The 21034-nt window shown below is 48.5% G+C and carries 15 protein-coding genes; 10 read left to right on the top strand and 5 right to left on the bottom strand.

Annotated features, from left to right (window positions below):
* Window positions 1-87: 87 nt before the first annotated feature.
* Entirely contained in the window at window positions 88-2097 is a 2010-nt protein-coding gene (locus tag L4174_RS18245; RefSeq protein WP_248142492.1) for an exoribonuclease II, read from the bottom strand.
* Between the two features lie 412 nt (window positions 2098-2509).
* On the opposite strand from L4174_RS18245, the gene L4174_RS18250 reads away from it, so the two are divergent.
* The 3 genes from L4174_RS18250 to L4174_RS18260 all read left to right on the top strand — a co-directional run bounded on the left by L4174_RS18250 (window position 2510) and on the right by L4174_RS18260 (window position 8493).
* Window positions 2510-4231, top strand: coding sequence for a diguanylate cyclase (locus L4174_RS18250; RefSeq protein WP_248142491.1), 1722 nt, complete (start codon window positions 2510-2512; stop codon window positions 4229-4231).
* A gap of 182 nt (window positions 4232-4413) precedes the next feature.
* Window positions 4414-6342: a DEAD/DEAH box helicase gene (locus L4174_RS18255; protein WP_248142490.1), complete on the top strand. Its 1929-nt coding sequence runs from the start codon at window positions 4414-4416 to the stop codon at window positions 6340-6342.
* Between the two features lie 711 nt (window positions 6343-7053).
* Window positions 7054-8493: a methyl-accepting chemotaxis protein gene (locus L4174_RS18260; RefSeq protein WP_248142489.1), complete on the top strand. Its 1440-nt coding sequence runs from the start codon at window positions 7054-7056 to the stop codon at window positions 8491-8493.
* A gap of 48 nt (window positions 8494-8541) precedes the next feature.
* Here L4174_RS18260 and L4174_RS18265 read toward each other — a convergent pair whose 3' ends face one another.
* Window positions 8542-9495, bottom strand: coding sequence for a LysR family transcriptional regulator (locus tag L4174_RS18265; protein ID WP_248142488.1), 954 nt, complete (start codon window positions 9493-9495; stop codon window positions 8542-8544).
* A gap of 398 nt (window positions 9496-9893) precedes the next feature.
* Here L4174_RS18265 and fabG point away from each other — a divergent pair, with 398 nt between their 5' ends.
* From fabG to L4174_RS18280, 3 genes are all read left to right on the top strand, one after another.
* The gene (gene fabG, locus L4174_RS18270; protein ID WP_248142487.1) at window positions 9894-10628 is read left to right on the top strand and encodes a 3-oxoacyl-ACP reductase FabG; all 735 of its coding nucleotides are present in this window, start codon (window positions 9894-9896) and stop codon (window positions 10626-10628) included.
* A 218-nt stretch (window positions 10629-10846) separates the two neighbouring features.
* Complete coding sequence (locus L4174_RS18275) at window positions 10847-11092, top strand: hypothetical protein (RefSeq protein WP_248142486.1); 246 nt, start codon at window positions 10847-10849, stop codon at window positions 11090-11092.
* A 149-nt stretch (window positions 11093-11241) separates the two neighbouring features.
* On the top strand, window positions 11242-12177 hold the full coding sequence (locus L4174_RS18280; protein ID WP_248142485.1) for a DUF4382 domain-containing protein: 936 nt from the start codon (window positions 11242-11244) through the stop codon (window positions 12175-12177).
* Window positions 12178-12214: 37 nt separating this feature from the next.
* Here the strand turns inward: L4174_RS18280 and L4174_RS18285 are convergent, their stop codons facing one another.
* Window positions 12215-12547, bottom strand: coding sequence for a DUF3392 domain-containing protein (locus L4174_RS18285; RefSeq protein WP_248142484.1), 333 nt, complete (start codon window positions 12545-12547; stop codon window positions 12215-12217).
* A gap of 203 nt (window positions 12548-12750) precedes the next feature.
* Here L4174_RS18285 and arfB point away from each other — a divergent pair, with 203 nt between their 5' ends.
* Entirely contained in the window at window positions 12751-13164 is a 414-nt protein-coding gene (arfB, locus tag L4174_RS18290) for an alternative ribosome rescue aminoacyl-tRNA hydrolase ArfB (protein ID WP_248142483.1), read from the top strand.
* Between the two features lie 105 nt (window positions 13165-13269).
* Complete coding sequence (locus L4174_RS18295; protein ID WP_248142482.1) at window positions 13270-14154, top strand: aspartoacylase; 885 nt, start codon at window positions 13270-13272, stop codon at window positions 14152-14154.
* On the opposite strand, the gene L4174_RS18300 is transcribed toward L4174_RS18295, so the two are convergent.
* The gene (locus tag L4174_RS18300) at window positions 14138-14467 is read right to left on the bottom strand and encodes a DOPA 4,5-dioxygenase family protein (protein ID WP_248142481.1); all 330 of its coding nucleotides are present in this window, start codon (window positions 14465-14467) and stop codon (window positions 14138-14140) included. The genes L4174_RS18295 and L4174_RS18300 overlap by 17 nt on opposite strands.
* 353 nt (window positions 14468-14820) lie before the next feature.
* Here L4174_RS18300 and L4174_RS18305 point away from each other — a divergent pair, with 353 nt between their 5' ends.
* The gene (locus L4174_RS18305; protein ID WP_248142480.1) at window positions 14821-15357 is read left to right on the top strand and encodes a cysteine hydrolase family protein; all 537 of its coding nucleotides are present in this window, start codon (window positions 14821-14823) and stop codon (window positions 15355-15357) included.
* Window positions 15358-15448: 91 nt separating this feature from the next.
* On the opposite strand, the gene malT is transcribed toward L4174_RS18305, so the two are convergent.
* Window positions 15449-18166 carry an HTH-type transcriptional regulator MalT gene (malT, locus tag L4174_RS18310; RefSeq protein ID WP_248142479.1) on the bottom strand — a complete coding sequence of 906 codons (2718 nt, stop codon included), beginning with the start codon at window positions 18164-18166 and terminating at the stop codon, window positions 15449-15451.
* Between the two features lie 384 nt (window positions 18167-18550).
* Between malT and L4174_RS18315 the strand changes: the two genes are divergently transcribed.
* On the top strand, window positions 18551-21010 hold the full coding sequence (locus L4174_RS18315; RefSeq protein WP_371929427.1) for a glycogen/starch/alpha-glucan phosphorylase: 2460 nt from the start codon (window positions 18551-18553) through the stop codon (window positions 21008-21010).
* The last annotated feature ends 24 nt before the right edge of the window (window positions 21011-21034 follow it).

The following is a 21034-nucleotide window of genomic DNA, read 5'->3' on the forward strand; positions in this document are numbered from 1 at the left end:
GAGGCACCAGACTACTAACGTGTTACTCAGGTTGGATAGGGTATGATTTGAGCCAGAACGATATGGTTCGTCCTGGCTCTTGGTTTATCAGGCTTTTTCTGTTTCAGCCTGCTGATCTGCATTTTCCTGAGTAATAACTTCAGGGAACTGTTTGACTGGTTTTGCAACTAATTGACGGGTTGTTTCGCGAACTTCGGTCAGCACAATCTCAAAATGATCACCTAATTGGAATTCACGAACTTTATCAATGTTGATGATACCCAGATCACCGTTACACTCAATGCGTTGTTTATTGTCCAGAACCAGTGGTGCTGGAATGAAGGCGGACGCGCCGTTCTCCAGGACACGCACACGCATACCAGCGCGGTTGATATCAAACACTTCTGCAGTGAATACCGTTTCTTCTTTCACGGCATCTTTCAGTAAGCGGACATACAGCCAGTCTGCAACATCACGCTCAGCCATGCGGTGACTGCGGCGATGTGTTGAAATTTCTTCACCAATCGTTTCATCTGGCGTCTGTACCGGTTCCAGACCAGTGACAACAGCTTTCAGCATACGGTGGTTGATCATGTCACCGTATTTACGGATTGGAGATGTCCAGGTTGCATAGACATCCAGACCCATTGCAAAGTGTGCCGCAGGTTCGTTCCCAACTTCACTGTACGCCTGAAACTTACGCAGACGGTTGTCCAGATAAGTTGTGTCCTGAGCGTTCAGCCAGCGGCGCAGCGCGCTGAAACCTTCCAGTGAAAGCAGGGCTTCTTTTTCGAAAGGCGCATTTGCTTCTGTCAGGAATTCCATGGCGTTCTCCAGTTTTTCCGGATTGAAGCCGTTATGGAAGTTATAGACACCTTTGCCAAATTTTTCTTGCAGAATGCGGCCAGCACAAATGTTCGCTGTGATCATCGCTTCTTCGATCATCCGGTTCGCTGTACGGCGCGGATCGGTGTGAATCGCAATCACATCGTTATCTTCGCTCAGCTCGAAACGGTAGTCCGGACGGTCCGGGAAAACGACCGCATGTTTACTGCGCCAATCGCTGCGTGCGTTGGCAAAGGCTCTCAGTGCCTTGATTTGTGCTTCGATGACTGCATCCGGCGTCCAGTTTTCGGCTGCACCATGTTCAAGATAATCAGAAACATTATCGTAGTTCAGACGTCCCTGCGAACGAACCCAGGCGGCAAAGAAGGTAATGTCATCACCAATCACACCATCTTTATCCACCGTGACACGGCAGCAAAGAGCAGGGCGTTTTTCATTTTCCATCAGTGAACACAGTTCATCACTCAGTTCACGTGGCAGCATCGGGATGTTGCGGCCCGGCAGATAGATAGTAAAGCCACGTTCACGGGCTTCTTTGTCCATGTCGCTGCCAACTTCAATATATGAAGTCGGATCTGCAATGGCGATGGTGATTTCAAAGCTGCCGTCATCTTTGGCAACGGTGTAAATGGCATCATCCATGTCTTTGGTGGATTCACCATCAATCGTGATGAACGGCAGATCGGTCAGATCTTCACGGACCAGACCTTCGTCCAGCATCGCCCAGCTGTCTTGCGGCGCTGGTTCTGCGTTTGGCAGATCGTGGCGGGCAAGGGTGACCCACCAAGGCGCAATTTTATCTTCGCTGTCTGTGATTTTTTCTTTAATTTCACAGAAGAAAGTTTTGTTTTCACCCACGAGCGGGTGACGCGTCATATGCGCAACAACCCAGTCACCTTCTTTCAGGGTTTCCGGGTTCAGACCTTTCACCGCCCGAGCTTTAATTGCATCTTTGAGTTGCGGATGATCAGGTACAACATTCAGACGATCTTTGATCAGTTTTACACGACCGATGAAACGGGTCAGATACTGTTCAACTAATTCTTGCGGTTCAGCAACGTCACGCTCTTTTTCCGTGCGGATGACAGCTACAACACGGTCACCGTGCATCACTTTTTTCATATAGTTAGGCGGAATGAAGACGCTGTCTTTGCCATCAACTTCCAGGAAGCCAAAACCGCGATCGGTTGCTTTAATCTGGCCTTCTTTCTTCGGAAGTGATTCTTGAATCTGTTTTTTCAGTTGTGCTAAAAGCGGATTATCTTGAAACATTATGCCTGGTCCCGGATTATGAACCGTCACACTATACGGATTAACAAGGCTAAAACCAAGGGTAATCCGATTTTTAAGCAGTCAGATCGGGTACTGAAACGCTAAAGCTGCCATCTTTTCCGCAACGCTGAATGTATCTTGAACGACTTGTCTGATGTCTGCGCCCGTGGAATAAATCTCATGTTTTGTTTACTGGTCAATAATATATGTATCAATAGTGGCAGAGAATTCTTTTTGACACGCAGACCTGAGCGAAACGTTTTCTTTAAATTATTGGTCACAAATATCGTAGAAAATCGCAATCATGATTTCGAAGTCCCTCATGAAGGTCGTTATTATCTTCGACTTGGAGTATTTTGTATTCTGTTTCACACCGATCAAATGAATGAAGACACATTGTCAAAGGAAAAGCATGCCGTTTAAACTCAACGATGAGTTGGATAAACTTGTTGATACGCTTGCCCGTCAGGCAAACATGGAGCGTTGGTGCCATCGTTTGCTGTCAGCATTGCATCATACACTGGACTTAACTTACCTGACTTTGTTAGTTGAGCAGGAAGGGCAGACCAGGGTACTGGCCAGCTGGATGGGGAATGAAGAGTTTAAGTATTATCTGCATCCTTTATCACTCTCCAATTATAATGGTGTCCCACCTGAACATCTGCTCGAAGTGAAACAGCTGAGGCAAGCCATCAGTACCGTTGCACAAAAACCGTTTAAGGCCATCTGGAACGACAAGCCAACAGAATGGCGGCGGGTACTTTTTCCGATCATTATGCATGAGAAGCCGGTCGCTTATCTGTATGCAGAAACCCAGTACCCTGAACGACTGGATGAAAACTTACAGGCTTTCGAACGGGTTCTGCTGCTGATTGCTTCTGATATCAGTGTACACATGCTCAGAGAAGAAGCGCTGACGCATAATATCAGCCGCCGGAGTGTGGAAGCTGAATTAGAGGTTCGGAATTACTCTTTGCGTGAATACCTCTCTTTATTAAAGCAGCTTCATGAAGTGACGCTGTCACTCGCGGAATCCTGCGATCTTGACAGCTTATATCGTACGGCAATTGAGTTAGGCAGAAAAAAACTGGGCATTGATCGTCTGGCAGTATTTCTGACAGATATTCAAAACTCCACTATGCAAGGAACATACGGCACCGATCCGGAAGGAAATCTGGTCTCCCGCTATTCTTTTGTCAGTGATATTCCAGATCATCCCCTGGTGCATGAGGCCCTGAGCCGGAAAGACGTTGTGGTCGTGAAGGAAAATGCGCCGCTTTATTTTGGCACACAACAGGTTGGCACGGGCTGGAATGCCATGATCTCGATGTGGAACGGTGATGATTGTATTGGCTGGGTTGCTGCAGATAATCTGATCAGCCAGCGCAGTCTGACAGAACATCAGAAAGAGATCATGAAGCTGTTTGGTGCTGCCCTGGGTCAGCAGATTGTGATCAAACGCAGTCATGAGGCTCTGACCCGGTTGAATGCTGAACTGGAACAGCGGGTCCAGTTGCGGACTCAGGAGCTGCAACAAACCAATAGAGCACTGGAAGAAGCGAATCGGCGACTGGAAGCCTGGTCGATGCAAGATGGATTAACCGGTGTCGCAAACCGGCGTTTCTTCGACCTGACCCTGAAACGTTACTGGCAGGTTGCCAGCCGGAAACAGCTGCCTCTGAGTATCATTATTCTCGATGTCGATCATTTTAAGGCTTTTAATGATACTTACGGTCATCAGCGTGGCGATGTATGCCTTAAACAGGTTGCAGTCACCCTGGAAAAGCTGGCGCATCATCATGAAAAAGCGATTTTCAGCCGTTATGGCGGGGAGGAGTTTGTTTGCCTGCTTCCGAATATGACCGCTGAAGCCGTTCGTGTGCTGGCTGATCAGATGCTGAATGCTGTTTTGCAACTGAGCATTCCTCATGCAGGAACACGGGAAGGGATCATCAGTATCAGTCTGGGATTGTATAGCCGGATCCCTTCGGAAGAGATACAGGAAGAAGTACTGCTTGCCGGGGCTGATCAAGGTTTATATCTGGCAAAACAACACGGAAGGAATCAATATTTTCAATGGGATGACACTATGAAGGCAGAAAAAGCTTACCAAGGTGTACATATCGCAGGCTGATTGAATAATAAATAAATGCTTAAGTTTTAATTTGTGACATCAATCAATTTTTTCTGGTAATTCAGCCCTGAATAGCGCACAATGCGCGCCTTAGTCGAGGCCCATGCTTGTGGATACAGTTGCTGAACCGTGTTAAAAGGCAAAGGGGCCCCGTTTTCGTTCGATCATCTATTGGGATCCCAATGCAAGAATCTGTTACAGAATTTCGCCAGTTAGAACTGGCCGACACTATTTTATCCGCACTTGACGCGATGGGCTTCGTAGCGCCGACCCCTATTCAGGCGGCTTCTATTCCACTTCTATTAACGGGTACTGATGCTCTGGGTCAGGCTCAGACAGGTACCGGTAAAACTGCAGCATTCTCACTGCCACTGCTGAACAAGATCAACCTGAAGCAACATAAGCCACAGGCAATCGTGATGGCTCCGACGCGTGAGCTGGCGATTCAGGTTGCTGCTGAGATCAAGAACCTGGGTCAGAACATCCAGGGCCTGAAAGTTCTGGAAATCTACGGTGGTGCATCTATCGTAGACCAGATGCGTGCTCTGAAATCAGGTGCTCACATTGTTGTTGGTACACCTGGTCGTGTAAAAGATCTGATCAGCCGTGACCGTCTGCACCTGGATGAGGTTCATACCTTCATTCTGGATGAAGCCGATGAAATGTTGAAAATGGGCTTTGTTGATGACGTGACCTGGATTCTGGAACAAGCACCAGAATCTGCTCAGCGCGTGCTGTTCTCTGCAACCATGCCACCAATGGTGAAGGAAATCGTTGATCGTTTCCTGCGTGAGCCTGCACGAATCGACGTTGCTGGTGAAAACCGTACAGTTGCCAAAGTAGAGCAGCAGTTCTGGGTAGTGAAAGGCGTAGAAAAAGACGAAGCAATGATTCGTCTGCTGGAAACTGAAGAAACTGACGCGTCAATCGTGTTCGTTCGTACCCGTCAGGATACTGAGCGTCTGGCTGACTGGCTGTCTTCCCGCGGTTTCAAAGCAGCTGCGCTGCACGGTGACATTCCGCAGTCTCTGCGTGAACGTACTGTTGATCACATCAAGCGTGGCGTCATTGACATTCTGGTTGCGACGGACGTTGTTGCCCGTGGTCTGGACGTGCCGCGTATTACGCACGTATTCAACTACGACATTCCGTTTGATGTTGAATCTTACATCCACCGTATCGGGCGTACAGGTCGTGCCGGACGTAAAGGTAAAGCAATCCTGCTGGTTCGTACAAACCAGATCCGTATGCTGCGCACGATTGAACGTGTGACCAAGTCACGTATGGAAGAAATTCAGCTTCCGATGCGTGATGATGTCGCTTTAGCGCGTCTGGATCGTCTGGGCAAAGAGCTGGAAGAGCAGAAAGAAAGCGCAAGTCTGGAAGCGTTTGTCGAGCTGGTTGAAAAGCTGCAGGAATCTGTTGAGGTTGATGCAACGACACTGGCTGCAATCCTGCTGAAACGTCAGCAAGGCAACCGTCCTCTGTTCTACAAAGGTCCGGATCCGATGATTGCTGCGATTGAGCGTGAGAAGCAACGTCGTGACCGTCGTGGCGAACGCGGTGAACGAGGCGAGCGTGGTGAACGCGGCGAGCGAGGCGAACGTCGTGAACGCCGTCAGTACAACGCTGCGGACTGGGATACCTATCAGCTGCATGTTGGTCGTGAGCAAGGTGTTCAGGTGAAAGATATCGTTGGTGCAATCGCAAACGAACTGGGTCTGAGCAAAGACTTCATCGGTGCGATTAAACTGGCACCTGAGCACACCTATGTTCAGCTGCCGAAGAAGATGAGTTCTGACGTTGTTGCACAACTGAAGAAACTTCGTATTCGCCAGAACGAAGCGAAAGCTGTCGTTGTTGAAGACAACGTTTTACGTGAACATCGCCGCGGTGGACGTGAAGGCGGCAATCGTGAAGGTGGATTCCGTCGTGGTGGAAACCGCGAAGGTGGTCAGCGTGAAGGCGGCCAACGTGAAGGTGGTTTCCGTAATCGTCGTGAAGGCGAGCGTCGTTTTGACCGCAACCGCGGTGGCGATCATCGTGGCAGCTTCCGTGGTGAACGAAACCACGGTCAGCGTCAGGAACGCAGCAAACCACGTTTCGACTGATTCACACCCATGTGAAACTTCAGAAATATCAAAGACCGGGGATACCCCGGTTTTTTTATACCTTCATTTCGGTATACACCTCATTTGTTTTCAGGTTGTTCATTCCTGCGCTTTTAAATACTGCTGTTCAGAGAATCCTTATTGTTTTCTATGCTTATTGTCTGTGTCGTTATTTTGACATGACTACTTGCTGCTGCGACACCACAGCTTGTGTCACGGGGACTCGACGCAAACAGCAGCGACACATCATCCTCAATGACAAGTTCGTTCACTTAAAATAATTCTCATCAATGCACTGGCACTGGTTTAAATCTGTATTTCTTATTTTATTTTTAATTAAATTAGAATATCCCTGAAAACAGATGAATTATTTATTTTAGAAAGTGCTTTTTTATAATAAACTTGAATTGTGATAATAATTTTATTAATTATTGATATTCACCTCAACTTATGAATAATAACTTGATTTTAAAATTTAAATTTAAACATGTTGTGAATAATGAATCATAAGGGTTGAAACTAATGCTGAAAGGAATATCCATTCGAAATCAGGTTCTTACTCCTGTAATCATATCAGCGATATTATTACTTACGTCTGTGGTTATATCCCAGAAGGTATTAGTTGATACTGTCAGTGAATTAAATTCCGCTTCTCAACAATCTTTATCTTTAAAAGATAATGTAGCGCAGCTGATTGAAAGTACATATGCAATGCGTGTTGGCGCGATTTATGCGCTTTATGATGAAACCCAGCTGAACACACTCCGGGATACACTGGCACAGCGGGAAACTGAAATTAAACAATTGCTGCCTGCACTCAAACATTTCCAGGGAGCTGCACCTGAGTTGGCTTCACTGGAAAATGCTGTGGATGATTATCTGATCTACAGCCGCCAAACCATGCTTGAGGTGCTGAAGCAGCGGCACAGTGGAGCCATGTCGGATCAGGCGTTCGACGCATACGTGGTGCCATATCGTAATAAAGGAAATGTGCTGATTCAGCGAATTGAGACGCTGTCTCAAAAGCTGAATGATTTATCTTCGGCGTACATGAGCCAGCAGGTTGTCCATCACGAGAATGTCCTGTTCTGGAGCTTACTGGCCAGCATTGGCACAATTATGATTGGATTATTTGCAGGCTGGTATTTGTCTGGTTTTATTGCGAAGCCGCTTTCTTCGCTCAGTAAAGAGATGCAGCAATTTGCAAAAGGTGAATTGGAAATTTCCGCCTATTTAGCGGGGACGAACGAACTGAGCCGGCTTGGACAAAACATCGATTCAATGGCTGTAAACCTCCGCTCAATTGTTTCTGGTCTGCGTTATATCGGAGACAATACTGCGGCATCAACCTCTGAACTGGCAACAGTGATGAAGGAATCTGAACACAATGCCGTGCGCCAGAGCCGTGAAATTGAGTCGATTGCTTCTGCAATCGAAGAATTGGCGACATCCGCCAGAGAAGTCTCCGGAATGGCATTTCTGGCGGATGAGGGAGCGAAATCAGCTGTCCAGATCACGGGAGAAGGTGAACAGATGTTCAGTCAGGTTTCTCAGGCGACGCTTCAGATGAGTCAGGGTGTCGGAGAAGCCGTTGTCGAAATTGGGGAGCTGGAGCAAGCATCCGCTCAGATCAGCGGAGTGCTCGAAGTCATTCATGCGATTTCTGAGCAGACAAATCTGCTGGCTTTGAATGCGGCCATTGAAGCGGCCAGAGCAGGAGAGAGCGGACGAGGGTTTGCGGTCGTTGCCGATGAAGTTCGTCAGCTGGCAGCCAGAACGCAGCAGTCGACCGGCGATATTCAAAAAATCATTGAAGAGCTTCAGGTTCGTTCACAATCAGCGAGTCAGTCAATGAGCCGGATAGCTGAACTGCTGGAAAATAATATGCATCTTGAAGAAAGGGCATCGCTGGCATTGGGCAAGATTAAAGAAGCGATTACGCAAATTGGAGATTTGAACCATCAGGTTGCGGAGTCGTCCGATCAGCAAACGGAAGTGACACAGACAATCAACGAAAATCTGGCCAACATTCATGATATCGTTTCGACAAATGCGACTGGAATCAGTCAGTGTGCCTCTTCAAGCCGGGAGATCTCGCAATTGGCGGAGAATATGGCTCATCAGCTGCAGTTCTTTAAATTATCGAAGTAGTGCGTCTTTCTGAAAAGTAACGTGACGAACGAATGAAGCCCTGGCGGATTACTCGGACACCACTTGTGCGGGTTCCTGTTGCACCAGGGCACTTTTGTTCTGCTGGTCGATTTCCTGAACGCGTCCGATTAAATAATCTTTAAAATTTACGCAACGGGCCGGCATATATTTACGTGGTTTGAAGTAAAGATTGAGTTCGAACTGGCTGCTGACATAATTTTTGAGAATTGCCTGCAGCCGGCCTTCCTTTAAATCATTGCTGACCAGGCTATAGGGCAGATAAGCAATGCCGCCCCCGGCAAGGGCAATATTTTTTAAGATTTCACTGTCATCCGCTTCGACTGTCTGTGCAATTTCAACAGAGTTATATTCTCCGTTCTGCTCGAATATCCATTTATTGCCGCCCACAAGAGTGGTCGCATACAGACAAAAGTGACTTTTCAGCTCATCGGGTAATACAGGTTCGCCGTGATGTGCAATATATTGTGGTGAGCAGCAGGCAATTAACGGTTCACGGAGCAGGGAACGTTTGACCAGCAAACTGTCTTTATCCTGCAGACCCCGGTAGGTTGCATTGGCCCGAACAGCAAAATCGACATCATGGACATGATCGACTTCAAAAGCTGTCTCTATCACCACAAAATTGATAGACGGGTGAATCTGGACATATTCGCCAATGATCTGACTCAGGTAATATTTGGCGAATAAAGGCGTACTGGCGACCCGAATTAAGCCTTTATCCTCATTGCTGAGGTTCTGAACTTCATTAAATACATCATTGATCTGGCTGTTAATCAGACTGAATCTGTCATACAGGCGCTGCCCGGCCTGAGTCGGGGATATTTTTCGGGTGGTCCGTTTGAGTAAACTGACGCCCATGCTTTCTTCAAGCTCGGTCAGCCAACGGCTTCCGGCAGACGCAGAGATCCCGTACTGCTTTGCGGCTTCGCTCAGCGAACCACTTCGCACCACATGTAGAAAAAAAACTACTTTATCGAGCATGCTCTGCAACAGATCCTTGTTCAATTCCTTTCTTACATTTATAGCAAAGGCTTCGTTCAATACCAGTGAAGAGTTGATGAAGTCTTGGATGACAGTTGTAACTGATTGTTGAATAAGGAATCGGTAATTTTGACCTTGTATCAGAAAATGATGTCATATCATGTTATTTCTATCTGTCATTTGATGATAATGAGGTGGGTTATCCTCGTATTAATCTATGTTTCAGCTGAATCTGGCTTGGCCCTATCCGGATGATCGCAAAGGTGAATTGCAGCTTTGAGTGTAATCATTTGATTTATTTCATCTAAAATCAGGTATGAATGAAGTGAGCAGGGAAGCGGTGTGCCCGCACTGTATTCGATTTTCACTTCGGCATTTCGAACCAAGAGGGAAAGACTATGTTAGACAACAAGGTTTGCATTGTAACGGGAGGCGCGCAGGGCATTGGCCGTTGTATTGTGGAGACCTTTGCCAGGCATCAGGCTGCAGTCGTGTACGCCTGCGACATGAATGCAGCTGCAATGGCTGATTTGGAGAAAACTTACAAAAATGTGAAAGCCATTGAGTTGAATGTTTGCGATCGTGACGCGATTACCCGTTTCATTGATGTGATTCGCAATGAGTCTGGTCGTGTAGATGTACTGGTCAATAATGCCGGGATTACCCGGGATAACCTGATTGAGAAAATGTCGGTTGAAGAATGGGACATGGTCATTGACGTTAACCTGAAAGGGGTTTTCAACATGACGCAGGCGGTTGCGCCACTCATGATGGAACTAGGAAGCGGCTCAATTATCACGATGTCTTCCGTTGTGGGCACGGATGGTAATATTGGCCAGAGTAATTATGCCGCAACGAAGGGCGGTGTCATTGCAATGACGAAAGGCTGGGCGAAGGAATTTTCCCGCAAAGGTGCTCAGGTCAGAGCAAACTGTATTGCACCAGGATTTATTGAAACACCTTTGACAGTCGACCTGCCTGAGAAAATTCTGGATTATATGAAATCGAAAACCCCGCTTCAGCGAATGGGGCAGCCGCAAGATATTGCAAATGGTGCGTTATTTCTGGCAAGTGAACAGTCATCCTTTATTACCGGGCAGACACTGAAAATTGATGGCGGACTGGTGATTTAAGTCGCTGTAGTGTTTATGCCTGTTGTACACAAAAGCCTTGAAAAATCGAGGCTTTTTTGTTTTTGAGTCAACGAATTGCGATCATGATTCAAGAGTCTGGAAATGGTCAACTGTCCTATTCAGACAAGGGATTACACAAAGTGTAAATATGCATAAATTTTCTTTAACTATGACCTTCAACACCGTATCATTTTGCCACTTTGCAGGTTTTTGAGGTTGTGAGAGTGCTTTCTGGTTTTGTTTCGCCAAGTCTGCTGTTGATTGTTGTGGTGTGCTTAATCACCCTGGCGATTGCGCTGCAAAAACAGTGGCTCTGGCTGACGCGATTCTCATTGGCCGGTCTGCTTATTGCTGCTGCGATGGTGGCGAAATATCAGTATCAGGACTTGCAGTCAGTTGGTTCTTGCCTGAATCGTCTGGAAAATCCCCGCTCAATTCAGCATGGTTGCATGCGCGTCGATTAAACGATATCTCGCAGAAGATATGTGACCCGATTTATAGCCTTGTCATTTTTTTATCTCCCTCTGTCATTTTGTTGTTAACTCTTCGCTGCGATGCTGTTATTTGCATTTTGAATCGCTAAGCTTGCACAAAAAGCAAATGGAGCAGTTTCATGAAAAAGGTTTTGATCGCTGGGATGGCAAGTCTGGTGCTTGCTGGATGTGGTTCCGGCTCTGACGATCAGGCGACAGGTAAAATTTCTCTTGGCATGTCTGATGCGCCTGTTGATGGTCTGAAGAAGGTTTGTGTCGCTTTCGATAACATTACTGTGCACCACACAGGCGGGAGCGAATCATCCTGGAGTGCGACTTCTTTCGCAGCGGATCAGAGTTCAGCGACCTGTGTTCCTGATGGATTGAGCATTCCGGAAGATGAAAACGGTCAGCCAAAATTCATGGTTATCAATTTACTCGACTATCAGGGCAGCAATGCACTGCAGGTGTTGAGTGATGAAGTGTTACTTGCTGGTCAGTATACGCAAATGCGTTTGTCTGTACTGGAGAAAGGCAGTTATACCGATGGCACACCGTATTCTCATGTGGTGACTGATACGGATGCTGTGGAAGGAATTCGCGTACCAAGCGGAGAATTGAAACTGGATGGTTTCACGGTGGAAGCGGATTCAACTCAGGCATATACGATTGAATTTGATCTGCGCAAGAGCATGGTTCTGAATGCAAATGGCTATCAGCTGAAGCCTCGCGGCGTACGTGTTGTTGAAAATACAGCGGTTGCGACGATTGGCGGCACTGTAGATACAGCGCTTTGCAGCAATGATTTGTCGAATGCCTTTGTTTATATTTATCCGTTATCGAATGGCGGTGAGTTCGGAGATCTGGGTTCTGAGCATGAACCACTGACTTCGGCAGCAGTTGATCCGGTCACAGGCCAGTACTCTGTGGGCTATCTGCCGCTGGATACTTATGACCTGAATCTGGTCTGTAATGGGAACGAAGACGATCCTGAGCAGGCCAATGATTTGCTGACGGTCGAAACGACCATCTATGATCAGATCTTAGGCACTGATGGCCTGACCGTAAACTTCTGACAGACCTCGATAAAAAAACCGCCGGAAGGCGGTTTTTTTATACCTGATTATTTCGCTGAGCCCAGCTGCCAAGTATCACAAAGGTACCCAGCACCACAGCTAACAGCCAAAGGTTGCTTAACCCTGCCAGTTTTGTGGCTAACCAGGGTGAAACGGCAACAATCAACAGGCCGTAGCCAAAAGCATTGACGAAAATAAAAGCACAGGTGCGGATGAGAAAGTTGGTTCCCGACAGGTAACGCCTCATGATCATGTTGATATCCGAACCGAACACAACAAGTAAACATGCCATCATCGCCATTGAAATATCATTGATCCAGGGACGCATCCACTGACCAGATTCAGCTAAATAATGTAGTACTGTATCCATAACTGATTGTTATCAAACAAAAGGAGCAATTGGTGCCGGACAGGATACGCTGAGTCAGAGGAACGATGAATGTCACTGTCAGTGAGATGCAAAGAAGATCACAGATTGAAATTGCTTTCGTCCTGAGTTCAGGTTTGGTTTTGCTGGACATTTGCAGCTGAAATCAGAGAATAGGGAAAGCGTAATTACAGCGAAAGACAGTTATGTTACACATTTCGAATGCCGTTCAAATCGCGGACTGGGAAATTGAAATTTCAGCGATTCGTGCTCAGGGAGCCGGCGGTCAGAACGTCAACAAAGTTTCAAGTGCTATTCACCTGCGTTTTGATATCCATCGCTCCAGCTTGCCTGATATTTATAAAGAAAAACTCCTGAATTTGTCTGATCAGCGCATCACGAAAGACGGCGTGATCATTATCAAGGCGCAGCAGTTTCGGACGCAGGAGCAAAACAGGGAAGATGCTCTGCAAAGGCTGCAGCAATTGATTCAGTCGGCCATGAAACAGGAGAAGAAACGCAGAGCAACCAAGCCGACCCGGGCATCCAAGCAACGTCGAATGGATAAGAAATCACAACGCGGGCAGGTGAAGTCGATGCGAAGTAAAGTGAATTATTGATTGAAATAAAAAGTCCTTAAAAATGCTTGTTTATTCGCGTGTTGAAGGCTGGCATACTGAGGCCCTCTTCAAATTTTCTGATGATTCCAAGTGGTGATGACAAGGATGAAAAGTATTAATTCTGTCGCAGTCGTGGGCGGTACTCACGGCAATGAATTCAGCGGTATTTACCTGTTACGTCAATGGCAGCAAAATCCGCAGCGCATTACCCGGGACAGTTTCACAACGCAGACTCTGTTTGCGAACCCCAAGGCGCATGAAGAAAACAAACGTTACGTCGACAGTGATCTGAATCGTCAGTTTTCAGTGGAAGATCTGGCTAATCCTGAGCTGGCCAATTATGAGCAGAGCAGGGCAAAAGTGATGAATGAAATTCTGGGGCCAAAAGGTAACGCCAGAACAGACTTCATCATCGATTTACATAATACGACCAGTAACATGGGGCCAACACTGATTGTGCTTCAATCTGATGATTTCAACATCAAAATGGGCGCTTATGTGAAAGCCCGGATGCCAGAGGCCGTGGTTGTTTTTGAAGATCAGATCCCGCTGGCGGAACATAAGTTTGTCAGCTCTATCGCACAACAGGGCGTGATTGTTGAAATTGGTCCGCAGCCACAATCTGTGATTCGTCAGGATGTCCTGGACTGGATGGACGCCATGACCGGCCATATCCTCGATTACGTCGATTTATACAACAAAAACGAACTTCCAGCACTGCCTGAAACTTACGAAGCATACCGGTATACCGAAACGTTAAAACTGCCTGAAAATGCCAAAGGTGAACGGATCGGCATGGTGCATAAAAATGTGCAGGACAACGATTTCAAACCCCTGCATAACGGCGACCCGATTTTCACTTTATTCGATGGAAACGAGATTCACTGGGACGGAAGCTACGAAGCTTACCCGCATTTTATTAACGAAGCCGCGTATTACGACAACAATCTGGCTATGTCTCTGGCCGAAAAGATTATGGTTGCGCTGTAAAAATTCCGGTATGGATCGGCAACTGCTGACCTAACCAGCTCGCATTGACGGTATGATCAGCCAGTTCATTAGCAGAAACCGGATGGATCAGAACAGATAATCCCGCTCTGTTCTGGTCCAGCCATTCGACAAAACCAGTCCTGTTATCCGAAAAATGCATTTCAAACATGGGCTTATCATGGGGGCCCACCCGTCTTGGAACTAATGGAAAAATAGCCAGGATGTCATCAGCCCGTTCCCCGATAATTTTCTGACGAACCTGTTCAGCTAAGACTTGCTGAGATAAATCAAAATAGACGTGAGCGTGATACATAACTTTCTCCTTCAGTCGTTTATGCCTGCATGTTATCCCTCTGAGATATTATGACCAGCGCATGAAAGTGAAGCAATTATTCGAAAAATTCGATGGTTCAGTTTGCCGATTGCCGGGACAACCGCGCCGAGGTGGGCCATCATCTTACAGCGCTAATTCGAAAATGCCGGGTAGGATGTTCATCGCTATATGCGAAACCTGAACAAGGTCGCAAAAAGGGAGTTGAATCACAGGGAGCTCTGCTCAGAAACAAACGGATTCACTTCAAATTGCGCTCCCGGTAATTAGCTGATACAACACACATTTCACGCCAATACCAGACTTAATGTCAGGATTCAGAGTAAGGACACGTTATGAAAAAAGCCGTGCTTGTCATTGATGTACAGCGCATTTGTTTTGAGCCTGAGCCGCAGCCATTTGAAGCGGACGCGGTGGTTGCCCGGATCAACCAGCTAACTGAGTGGGCCAGAGATAAATCGTTGCCTGTGGTTTTTATTCAGCATGAAGAGCCAGGAACCGAGATTGCTTATCAGACCGATGGCTGGCAGCTGCATCGTGCGCTGGTGACCGCTGAAGACGATCACTATGTCCGCAAAACAACGCCAGATTCTTTCCTGAATACGGAACTGAAAGCGACGCTGGATCAGCTTGGCGTGGATGAACTGGTGATCTGTGGTTACGCAACAGATTTTTGTGTCGATACCACTACGCGTCGGGCGGCTTGCTTAGGTTATGGCGTGGAACTGGTCTCAGATGCGCATACGACCCATGATAAGCCTTATGCGACGGGTGAACTGATTCGTAAACATCATACTTCTGTGCTGTCCTGGGCAGAGAGTTTCCCGAAACGGATTATAGCGGTGCCGACGGCTGAGCTGATTTCAGGCTGACTTGGCTTGAATAAACAGGGATGAGAAAGGGGGAGGAGAGTCCTCCCCCCGGTGACAGAGCAGACGGGGGACCGTTCAGGCGGAAGACCGGTCAGGCGGATTGATAACCCATCAGTCCCAGAAGTTCCTGAGCCGTTTCAATCGCCTCATTGCGGTTTGCAATATTTAGTTTCTGATACAGATTCCGGATGTGAGTTTTGATGGTTGTCGCCGCCACATCCAATTCCGATGCAATTTGCTCATTGCTGTATCCGGTGTAAATCAGTCCCAGGACCTGCCATTCCCGTTGTGTCAGCGGGCTGGTCCGCACAAGCTCTGGTAAGTCAGGCAGATTCAGAAGCTTCTCTACAAATGCTTCATCAAAGTGAACCAGACGATGCCGTTCTTTACTGCTCATATCACGAAGCAACTGACGGGCACGATGCAGTGACAGCTCATTCAGCATTTTGTCATCAACCAGTTCCTGCAGCAGATCCTGAATATCATTAGCCGCGATCAGGAAATTGCCCACCATGCCCGTGCTGTTGGTCAGACGGAGCGCTTCCGTCAGGTGTGCCAGTGCAGACGAACGATCGCCGGCATGTTTACTGATCACCGTCTGAAGAATCAGGTTTCGGTTGCGATCGGTCACCAGCTGATGCTTATCGCAGCTTTCGAGCAGCATTGTGAGGATGTTCTGAGCCTGTTCAATCTGGCCGGTGATCAGGTTAGCCAGCGCCAGGTTTCGCCATTGTTGCTGTTGAAAGTGATTACAGGAGCCGTCCGGTTCAACAGCCTGACGCAGCCATTTGCCGACGCTGTCAATATCTTTGATTTGCTGCCAGTACAGCAGGTTGGCAATATCGGCATTCGCGCACCAGTCAATATGATATTCGGCACATTCCATCAGCTCATTACAGCGCTGCAGATAACGGGCAGCTTTGTCTTGCTCACCACGGGTAACGGCAATACGGGCAAGCATGGAATAGGCCTGTAATGACTTCGTATCGTCATATGGTGCGAGAACGTCCAGACTCTTGAATGCGGCTTCTTCAGCCTCATCAAGCCGGTTCCAGCACCAGAGAATTTGTGCTTTCAGCCGCAGCAGGAACTCATGCAGCGGCACCTGTTGCAGATGCTGATCTTTGACCAGTTTAAAGGCCTGCTCAAGCAGTTCAAAAGCGGGCTGAACGGCACCCTGCGCCAGCAGAATTTCACTCTGTTGCAGCAGTGCCCACAGGGCCTGATGGTATACGTGGTACTGCCGGGCCATCTTTTCCGTTTGCTGCATCATCGGCAGGGCGCGGCTGAGGTTCCCCAGACAGTGATGGACTTCACCCACGACAGACGTTGCGACAATCCGGCTGCGGTATGTTGTCGCCGGTAGTTGACCGAGTGCCTGTTCTGACAGCAGTAAGGCTTCTTCCGGTTGCCCCTGATTGATGGCAACCTGCGCCCGCAGTGCATTCAACTCCCCCTGAAGTGCATCGTCAAAAACGATGTTGTTCGCCAGCATTTCGGCTTCGGATTCCGCAATTAAGTCTCCGACTTCATGATAGCGGTGCTGACTCTGAACCAGCCAGAGTCTGAGCAGAATCAGGCGCGGGCTGCTGAACAGCATCGATTTGTCCAGCGAAGCAATGCATTCTTCCAGCAGTTTCAATTCGCCGTGGTGGAACATATTCCAGCCGTGATCCGACAGGATGGCCACCATCAGCTCATGATTGCTGCTCTTGCGGACATGATAGAGAGCCTGTTGCGGACTGTTCTGATTCAGCCAGGCCTGAGCCGCTTTGTTATGTAGCGCCATGCGCTGTTCAGGGATGTGTGCATGGCGTTTATGACGCAAAAATTCAGCAAAAAGGTGGTGGAAGCGATACCAGTTATCTGCCCCTTCCAGCGGGCTGATAAAGAGTCCGTAGCGGTTCAGCATTTCCAGCTTCATCAGCGCATCGCTGCGCCCGGTTAAGTCCATCACCAGTTCGGCATTGAACATATCCAGCACAGAGCACTGAAGCAGGAAGGCGCAGGTATCCTCATCGAGCAGGTCAAACACTTCTTCCGCAAGATAATCCCACAGATGACTGCGGTTAAAATTAGCCAGCGACAAAGCTGACTCAGCCAGATGATTGGGGCGCTGCTGGGCATGAAGCGCGATGAGCTGAAGTGCAGAAGGCCAGCCTTCAACCTGAGCACGAAGGCTGCTGAGTGCGCTTGTTTCTAACTCGTTCGCCACACGTTTGCTGAAAAAACGGGTCGTTTCTTCTTCATCAAACGCCAGCCATTCGTGATCGACTTCGATCAGTAAATCCCGGACACGCAGGTTTGCAGTGCCCAGCGGAGGCAGGCTGCGGCTGGTAACGACCAGAGTCAGCTCATCCGGCATGTTTTTCAGAAAGAAACGCATCCCGTCGTGGATATCTTCGTTGTGGATGACGTGATAATCGTCGAGCACCAGAAAAGTCGGGTGCGGGTAATCTTGCAGTTCCGCGAAGAGTTCGCCGAACAGTGTGCTGAGGCAGGCAAACTGTCTGCGTTCTGCCATGGCTTTTGTTTTCAGGCAGGCATCATGCGTGGCCTTGTTCAGGGCCTGAAGCAGGTAATTGGCAAAACGAAACGTATCGTTGTCATTGTCATCGAGATTAAACCAGCCCGTATGCGGATGTTCGTTCAGCCATTGTGCCGCCATTGTCGTTTTGCCATATCCTGCCGGAGACCGGAAAAGCACCAGTCTGTATGCAGGGGCATGTTGCAGCAAATCCAGCAACCGTGGTCGTAAAATAGCGTTGTGCAGGCGTGCCGGGCGGGTCAGCTTTGAAGGTATCCACATAATTCTGATTATCTATATTGTGATGGTTCATGGTGTAAGCGCATTTTTATCATCACCTGACTTGCAGACTAAATCAGCATTTCTTGCTGTCTCATCCCTTAAAATAAGTGACTGGTCACACTTTAATAATCATGCGGCTATTTTTCGGGACAGCTTTGCACGAACGCAAAGAACCCGGGTTTTGTGATGTCAGTCAGTGTAAGTGGTTCTGAACGGATGAAAATTCAGGAAATTGTCACATATTTGGGTCTCCCTCGAGGACTACGCCCTGTTACTCCTCCCTCAGCCCCGGCAATTCAGGATGATGTTTTTCCCCAATGCCACAGGCAGCATTAGCATCAGATTTTTTCATTTTCGAAGCATTAACCCGACAGCGAGAAACCCATGATGCAGAAGCAAACTAAAGCGTCTTTTGATAAGGCCGCATTTCAGACTTCGGTTGAGCAACATCTCCTGACAACCTACGCACAGACACCAGCAACAGCAGCCCCTCGTCACTGGTATATGGCCATGAGCCGTGCGCTGGCTGAAATCAGTACGGGCAACCTGATTGACACTGAGCAGCAACTGGCTGCCGAATCTTGTCGCAGCGTGAATTACCTTTCGATGGAATTCCTGATTGGCCGTCTGACCGGGAACAACCTGATCAGCCTCGGTTTATATGAGCAGGTTTCAGAAGTGATGGCATCGTTCGGTCAGAACCTGACGGATCTGCTGGAAGAAGAGCGGGATCCGGCACTGGGTAACGGCGGACTGGGCCGGTTGGCAGCCTGTTTTATGGATTCACTGGCGGCGCAGGAGTTTCCGGCTGTGGGTTATGGCCTGCACTATGAGTACGGTTTGTTCCGTCAGTCATTTGAAGGTGGCCGTCAGATGGAAGCGCCGGATGCATGGCGCGGACAGGAAGGATATCCGTGGGAAGTACAGCGACCTGAACTGAACCAGACGGTGGGTTTTTTTGGTCAGGTGGAAGTTTATACCGATGAAACCGGCGCACAACGTCGCCGCTGGGTTCCGGGTCTGCAGGTAGATGGGATCGCCTGGGATCTGCCGGTGATCGGCTATCAGAATAACAGTGTTTACCCGCTGCGACTGTGGGAGTGCCGTGCACCAGCACCGTTTAATCTAGCTATGTTTAATGACGGCGACTATGTCGGTGCCCAGTATTCGGCCATTGAGGCCGGGAATATCACCAAGGTGCTGTACCCGAATGATAACCATGAGCAGGGTAAGACACTGCGCTTGATGCAGCAGTATTTCCACTGTGCTTGTTCTGTGGCTGATATTCTGCGTCGTCATCTGGCCGCAGGCCATGCGATTGAGACACTTGCAACGCTGGAATCGATTCAGCTGAATGATACACACCCGACGATTGCTATTCCGGAACTGATGCGCGTTCTGCTGGATGAGCACCACCTGAGCTGGGATGCGGCATGGACTATCTGTAATCAGGTATTTGCGTATACCAACCATACCTTACTGCCGGAAGCGCTGGAGACCTGGAGCGAATCGCTGATTGCTCATTTGTTACCGCGTCACCTGGAGATCATCTTCGAAATCAACCACCGGTTCCTGGAAGCCGTCAATGCCAAATGGCCGGGTCGCGATGACATCAAGCGGAAGCTTTCTGTGATTGAGGAAGGTGAGCAGCGCATGGTGCGGATGGCAAATCTATGTGTGATCGGCAGCTATGCGGTGAATGGCGTAGCAGCGCTGCACTCCGAACTGGTGAAACGCGATCTGTTCCCTGAGTTTGATGCAATGTTCCCGGGTAAACTTCAGAATGTGACCAACGGGGTGACCCCGCGCCGCTGGCTGAAGTTCTGTAACCCGACACTCAGTGCGCTGATTGATGAAAAAATCGGAACCGATTGGCCGGCGCAGCTGGAGCAGTTGTCAGCACTGGCTGATTTTGCGGATGATTCAGCGTTCCAGAAGCGCTACATGGCGGTGAAGAAAGCAAATAAACAACGTCTGGCTGACTGGGTCTCTGAAAATATGGGCATCACGCTGGATACGGATGCCATTTTTGATGTGCAGATTAAACGTCTTCACGAATATAAGCGTCAGCATCTGAACCTGATTCATATTCTTTCGCTGTATCACCGCTTACTCAATGATCCGGATTTCGACATGCATCCGCGTGTCTTCATCTTTGCAGCTAAAGCGGCACCGGGCTATGCGCTGGCGAAAGATATTATTTTTGCAATCAACAAAGTGGCCGATAAGGTTAATCACGATCCGCGTCTGGGCGGCAAGCTGAAAGTGGTCTTTATTCCGGATTATCGTGTCAGCCTGGCTGAGATCATTATTCCGGCAGCCGATGTGTCGGAGCAAATCTCAACAGCTGGTAAGGAAGCATCAGGCACGGGGAACATGAAACTGGCGCTGAACGGTGCGTTAACCATCGGCACCATGGATGGCGCGAATGTCGAGATTCGCGAGGAAGTGGGCGATGACAATATCTTCATCTTTGGCTTGCTGGTGGACGAAGTGCTTGAACTCAAGCAACAGGGGTATCTGCCGTACCGTTATTATGAGTCCGACAGTCTGCTGAAAGCGTCACTGGATCTGTTGCTGGGTGAGACGTTTACACCGGGTGAGCCGGAAGCGCTGGCCGGGATTCGTCATAACCTGCTGGAAGGCGGTGACCCGTATCTGGTGCTGGCTGACTTTGCAGATTATGTCTCTGCACATGAGCGAATCGATGAAGCTTACCGGGATCAGGCTGGCTGGGCCCGTAAGGCTATCCTGAATACTTCGCTGGTTGGCAAATTCAGTTCTGACCGCAGTATTCGTGATTATGTCGACAATATCTGGCAGTTGAAGCGTGTAAAACGCTGATATTTTTGCCGGGGCTGGTTTGGC

Origin of the sequence: Photobacterium sp. CCB-ST2H9, from assembly GCF_023151555.2 — a bacterium.
Taxonomy (GTDB): domain Bacteria; phylum Pseudomonadota; class Gammaproteobacteria; order Enterobacterales; family Vibrionaceae; genus Photobacterium.

What these genes read in the sequence shown, in the direction of transcription:
- L4174_RS18280 (WP_248142485.1), top strand. Translation starts at nt 11,242, where the DNA reads ATGAAAAAGGTTTTGATCGCTGGGATGGCAAGTCTGGTGCTTGCTGGA.
- L4174_RS18255 (WP_248142490.1), top strand. Translation starts at nt 4,414, where the DNA reads ATGCAAGAATCTGTTACAGAATTTCGCCAGTTAGAACTGGCCGACACT.
- malT (WP_248142479.1), bottom strand. Translation starts at nt 18,166, where the DNA reads ATGTGGATACCTTCAAAGCTGACCCGCCCGGCACGCCTGCACAACGCT.
- L4174_RS18260 (WP_248142489.1), top strand. Translation starts at nt 7,054, where the DNA reads ATGCGTGTTGGCGCGATTTATGCGCTTTATGATGAAACCCAGCTGAAC.
- L4174_RS18300 (WP_248142481.1), bottom strand. Translation starts at nt 14,467, where the DNA reads ATGTATCACGCTCACGTCTATTTTGATTTATCTCAGCAAGTCTTAGCT.
- L4174_RS18305 (WP_248142480.1), top strand. Translation starts at nt 14,821, where the DNA reads ATGAAAAAAGCCGTGCTTGTCATTGATGTACAGCGCATTTGTTTTGAG.
- L4174_RS18265 (WP_248142488.1), bottom strand. Translation starts at nt 9,495, where the DNA reads ATGCTCGATAAAGTAGTTTTTTTTCTACATGTGGTGCGAAGTGGTTCG.
- L4174_RS18285 (WP_248142484.1), bottom strand. Translation starts at nt 12,547, where the DNA reads ATGGATACAGTACTACATTATTTAGCTGAATCTGGTCAGTGGATGCGT.
- L4174_RS18315 (WP_371929427.1), top strand. Translation starts at nt 18,551, where the DNA reads ATGATGCAGAAGCAAACTAAAGCGTCTTTTGATAAGGCCGCATTTCAG.
- arfB (WP_248142483.1), top strand. Translation starts at nt 12,751, where the DNA reads ATGTTACACATTTCGAATGCCGTTCAAATCGCGGACTGGGAAATTGAA.
- L4174_RS18295 (WP_248142482.1), top strand. Translation starts at nt 13,270, where the DNA reads ATGAAAAGTATTAATTCTGTCGCAGTCGTGGGCGGTACTCACGGCAAT.
- L4174_RS18250 (WP_248142491.1), top strand. Translation starts at nt 2,510, where the DNA reads ATGCCGTTTAAACTCAACGATGAGTTGGATAAACTTGTTGATACGCTT.
- fabG (WP_248142487.1), top strand. Translation starts at nt 9,894, where the DNA reads ATGTTAGACAACAAGGTTTGCATTGTAACGGGAGGCGCGCAGGGCATT.
- L4174_RS18245 (WP_248142492.1), bottom strand. Translation starts at nt 2,097, where the DNA reads ATGTTTCAAGATAATCCGCTTTTAGCACAACTGAAAAAACAGATTCAA.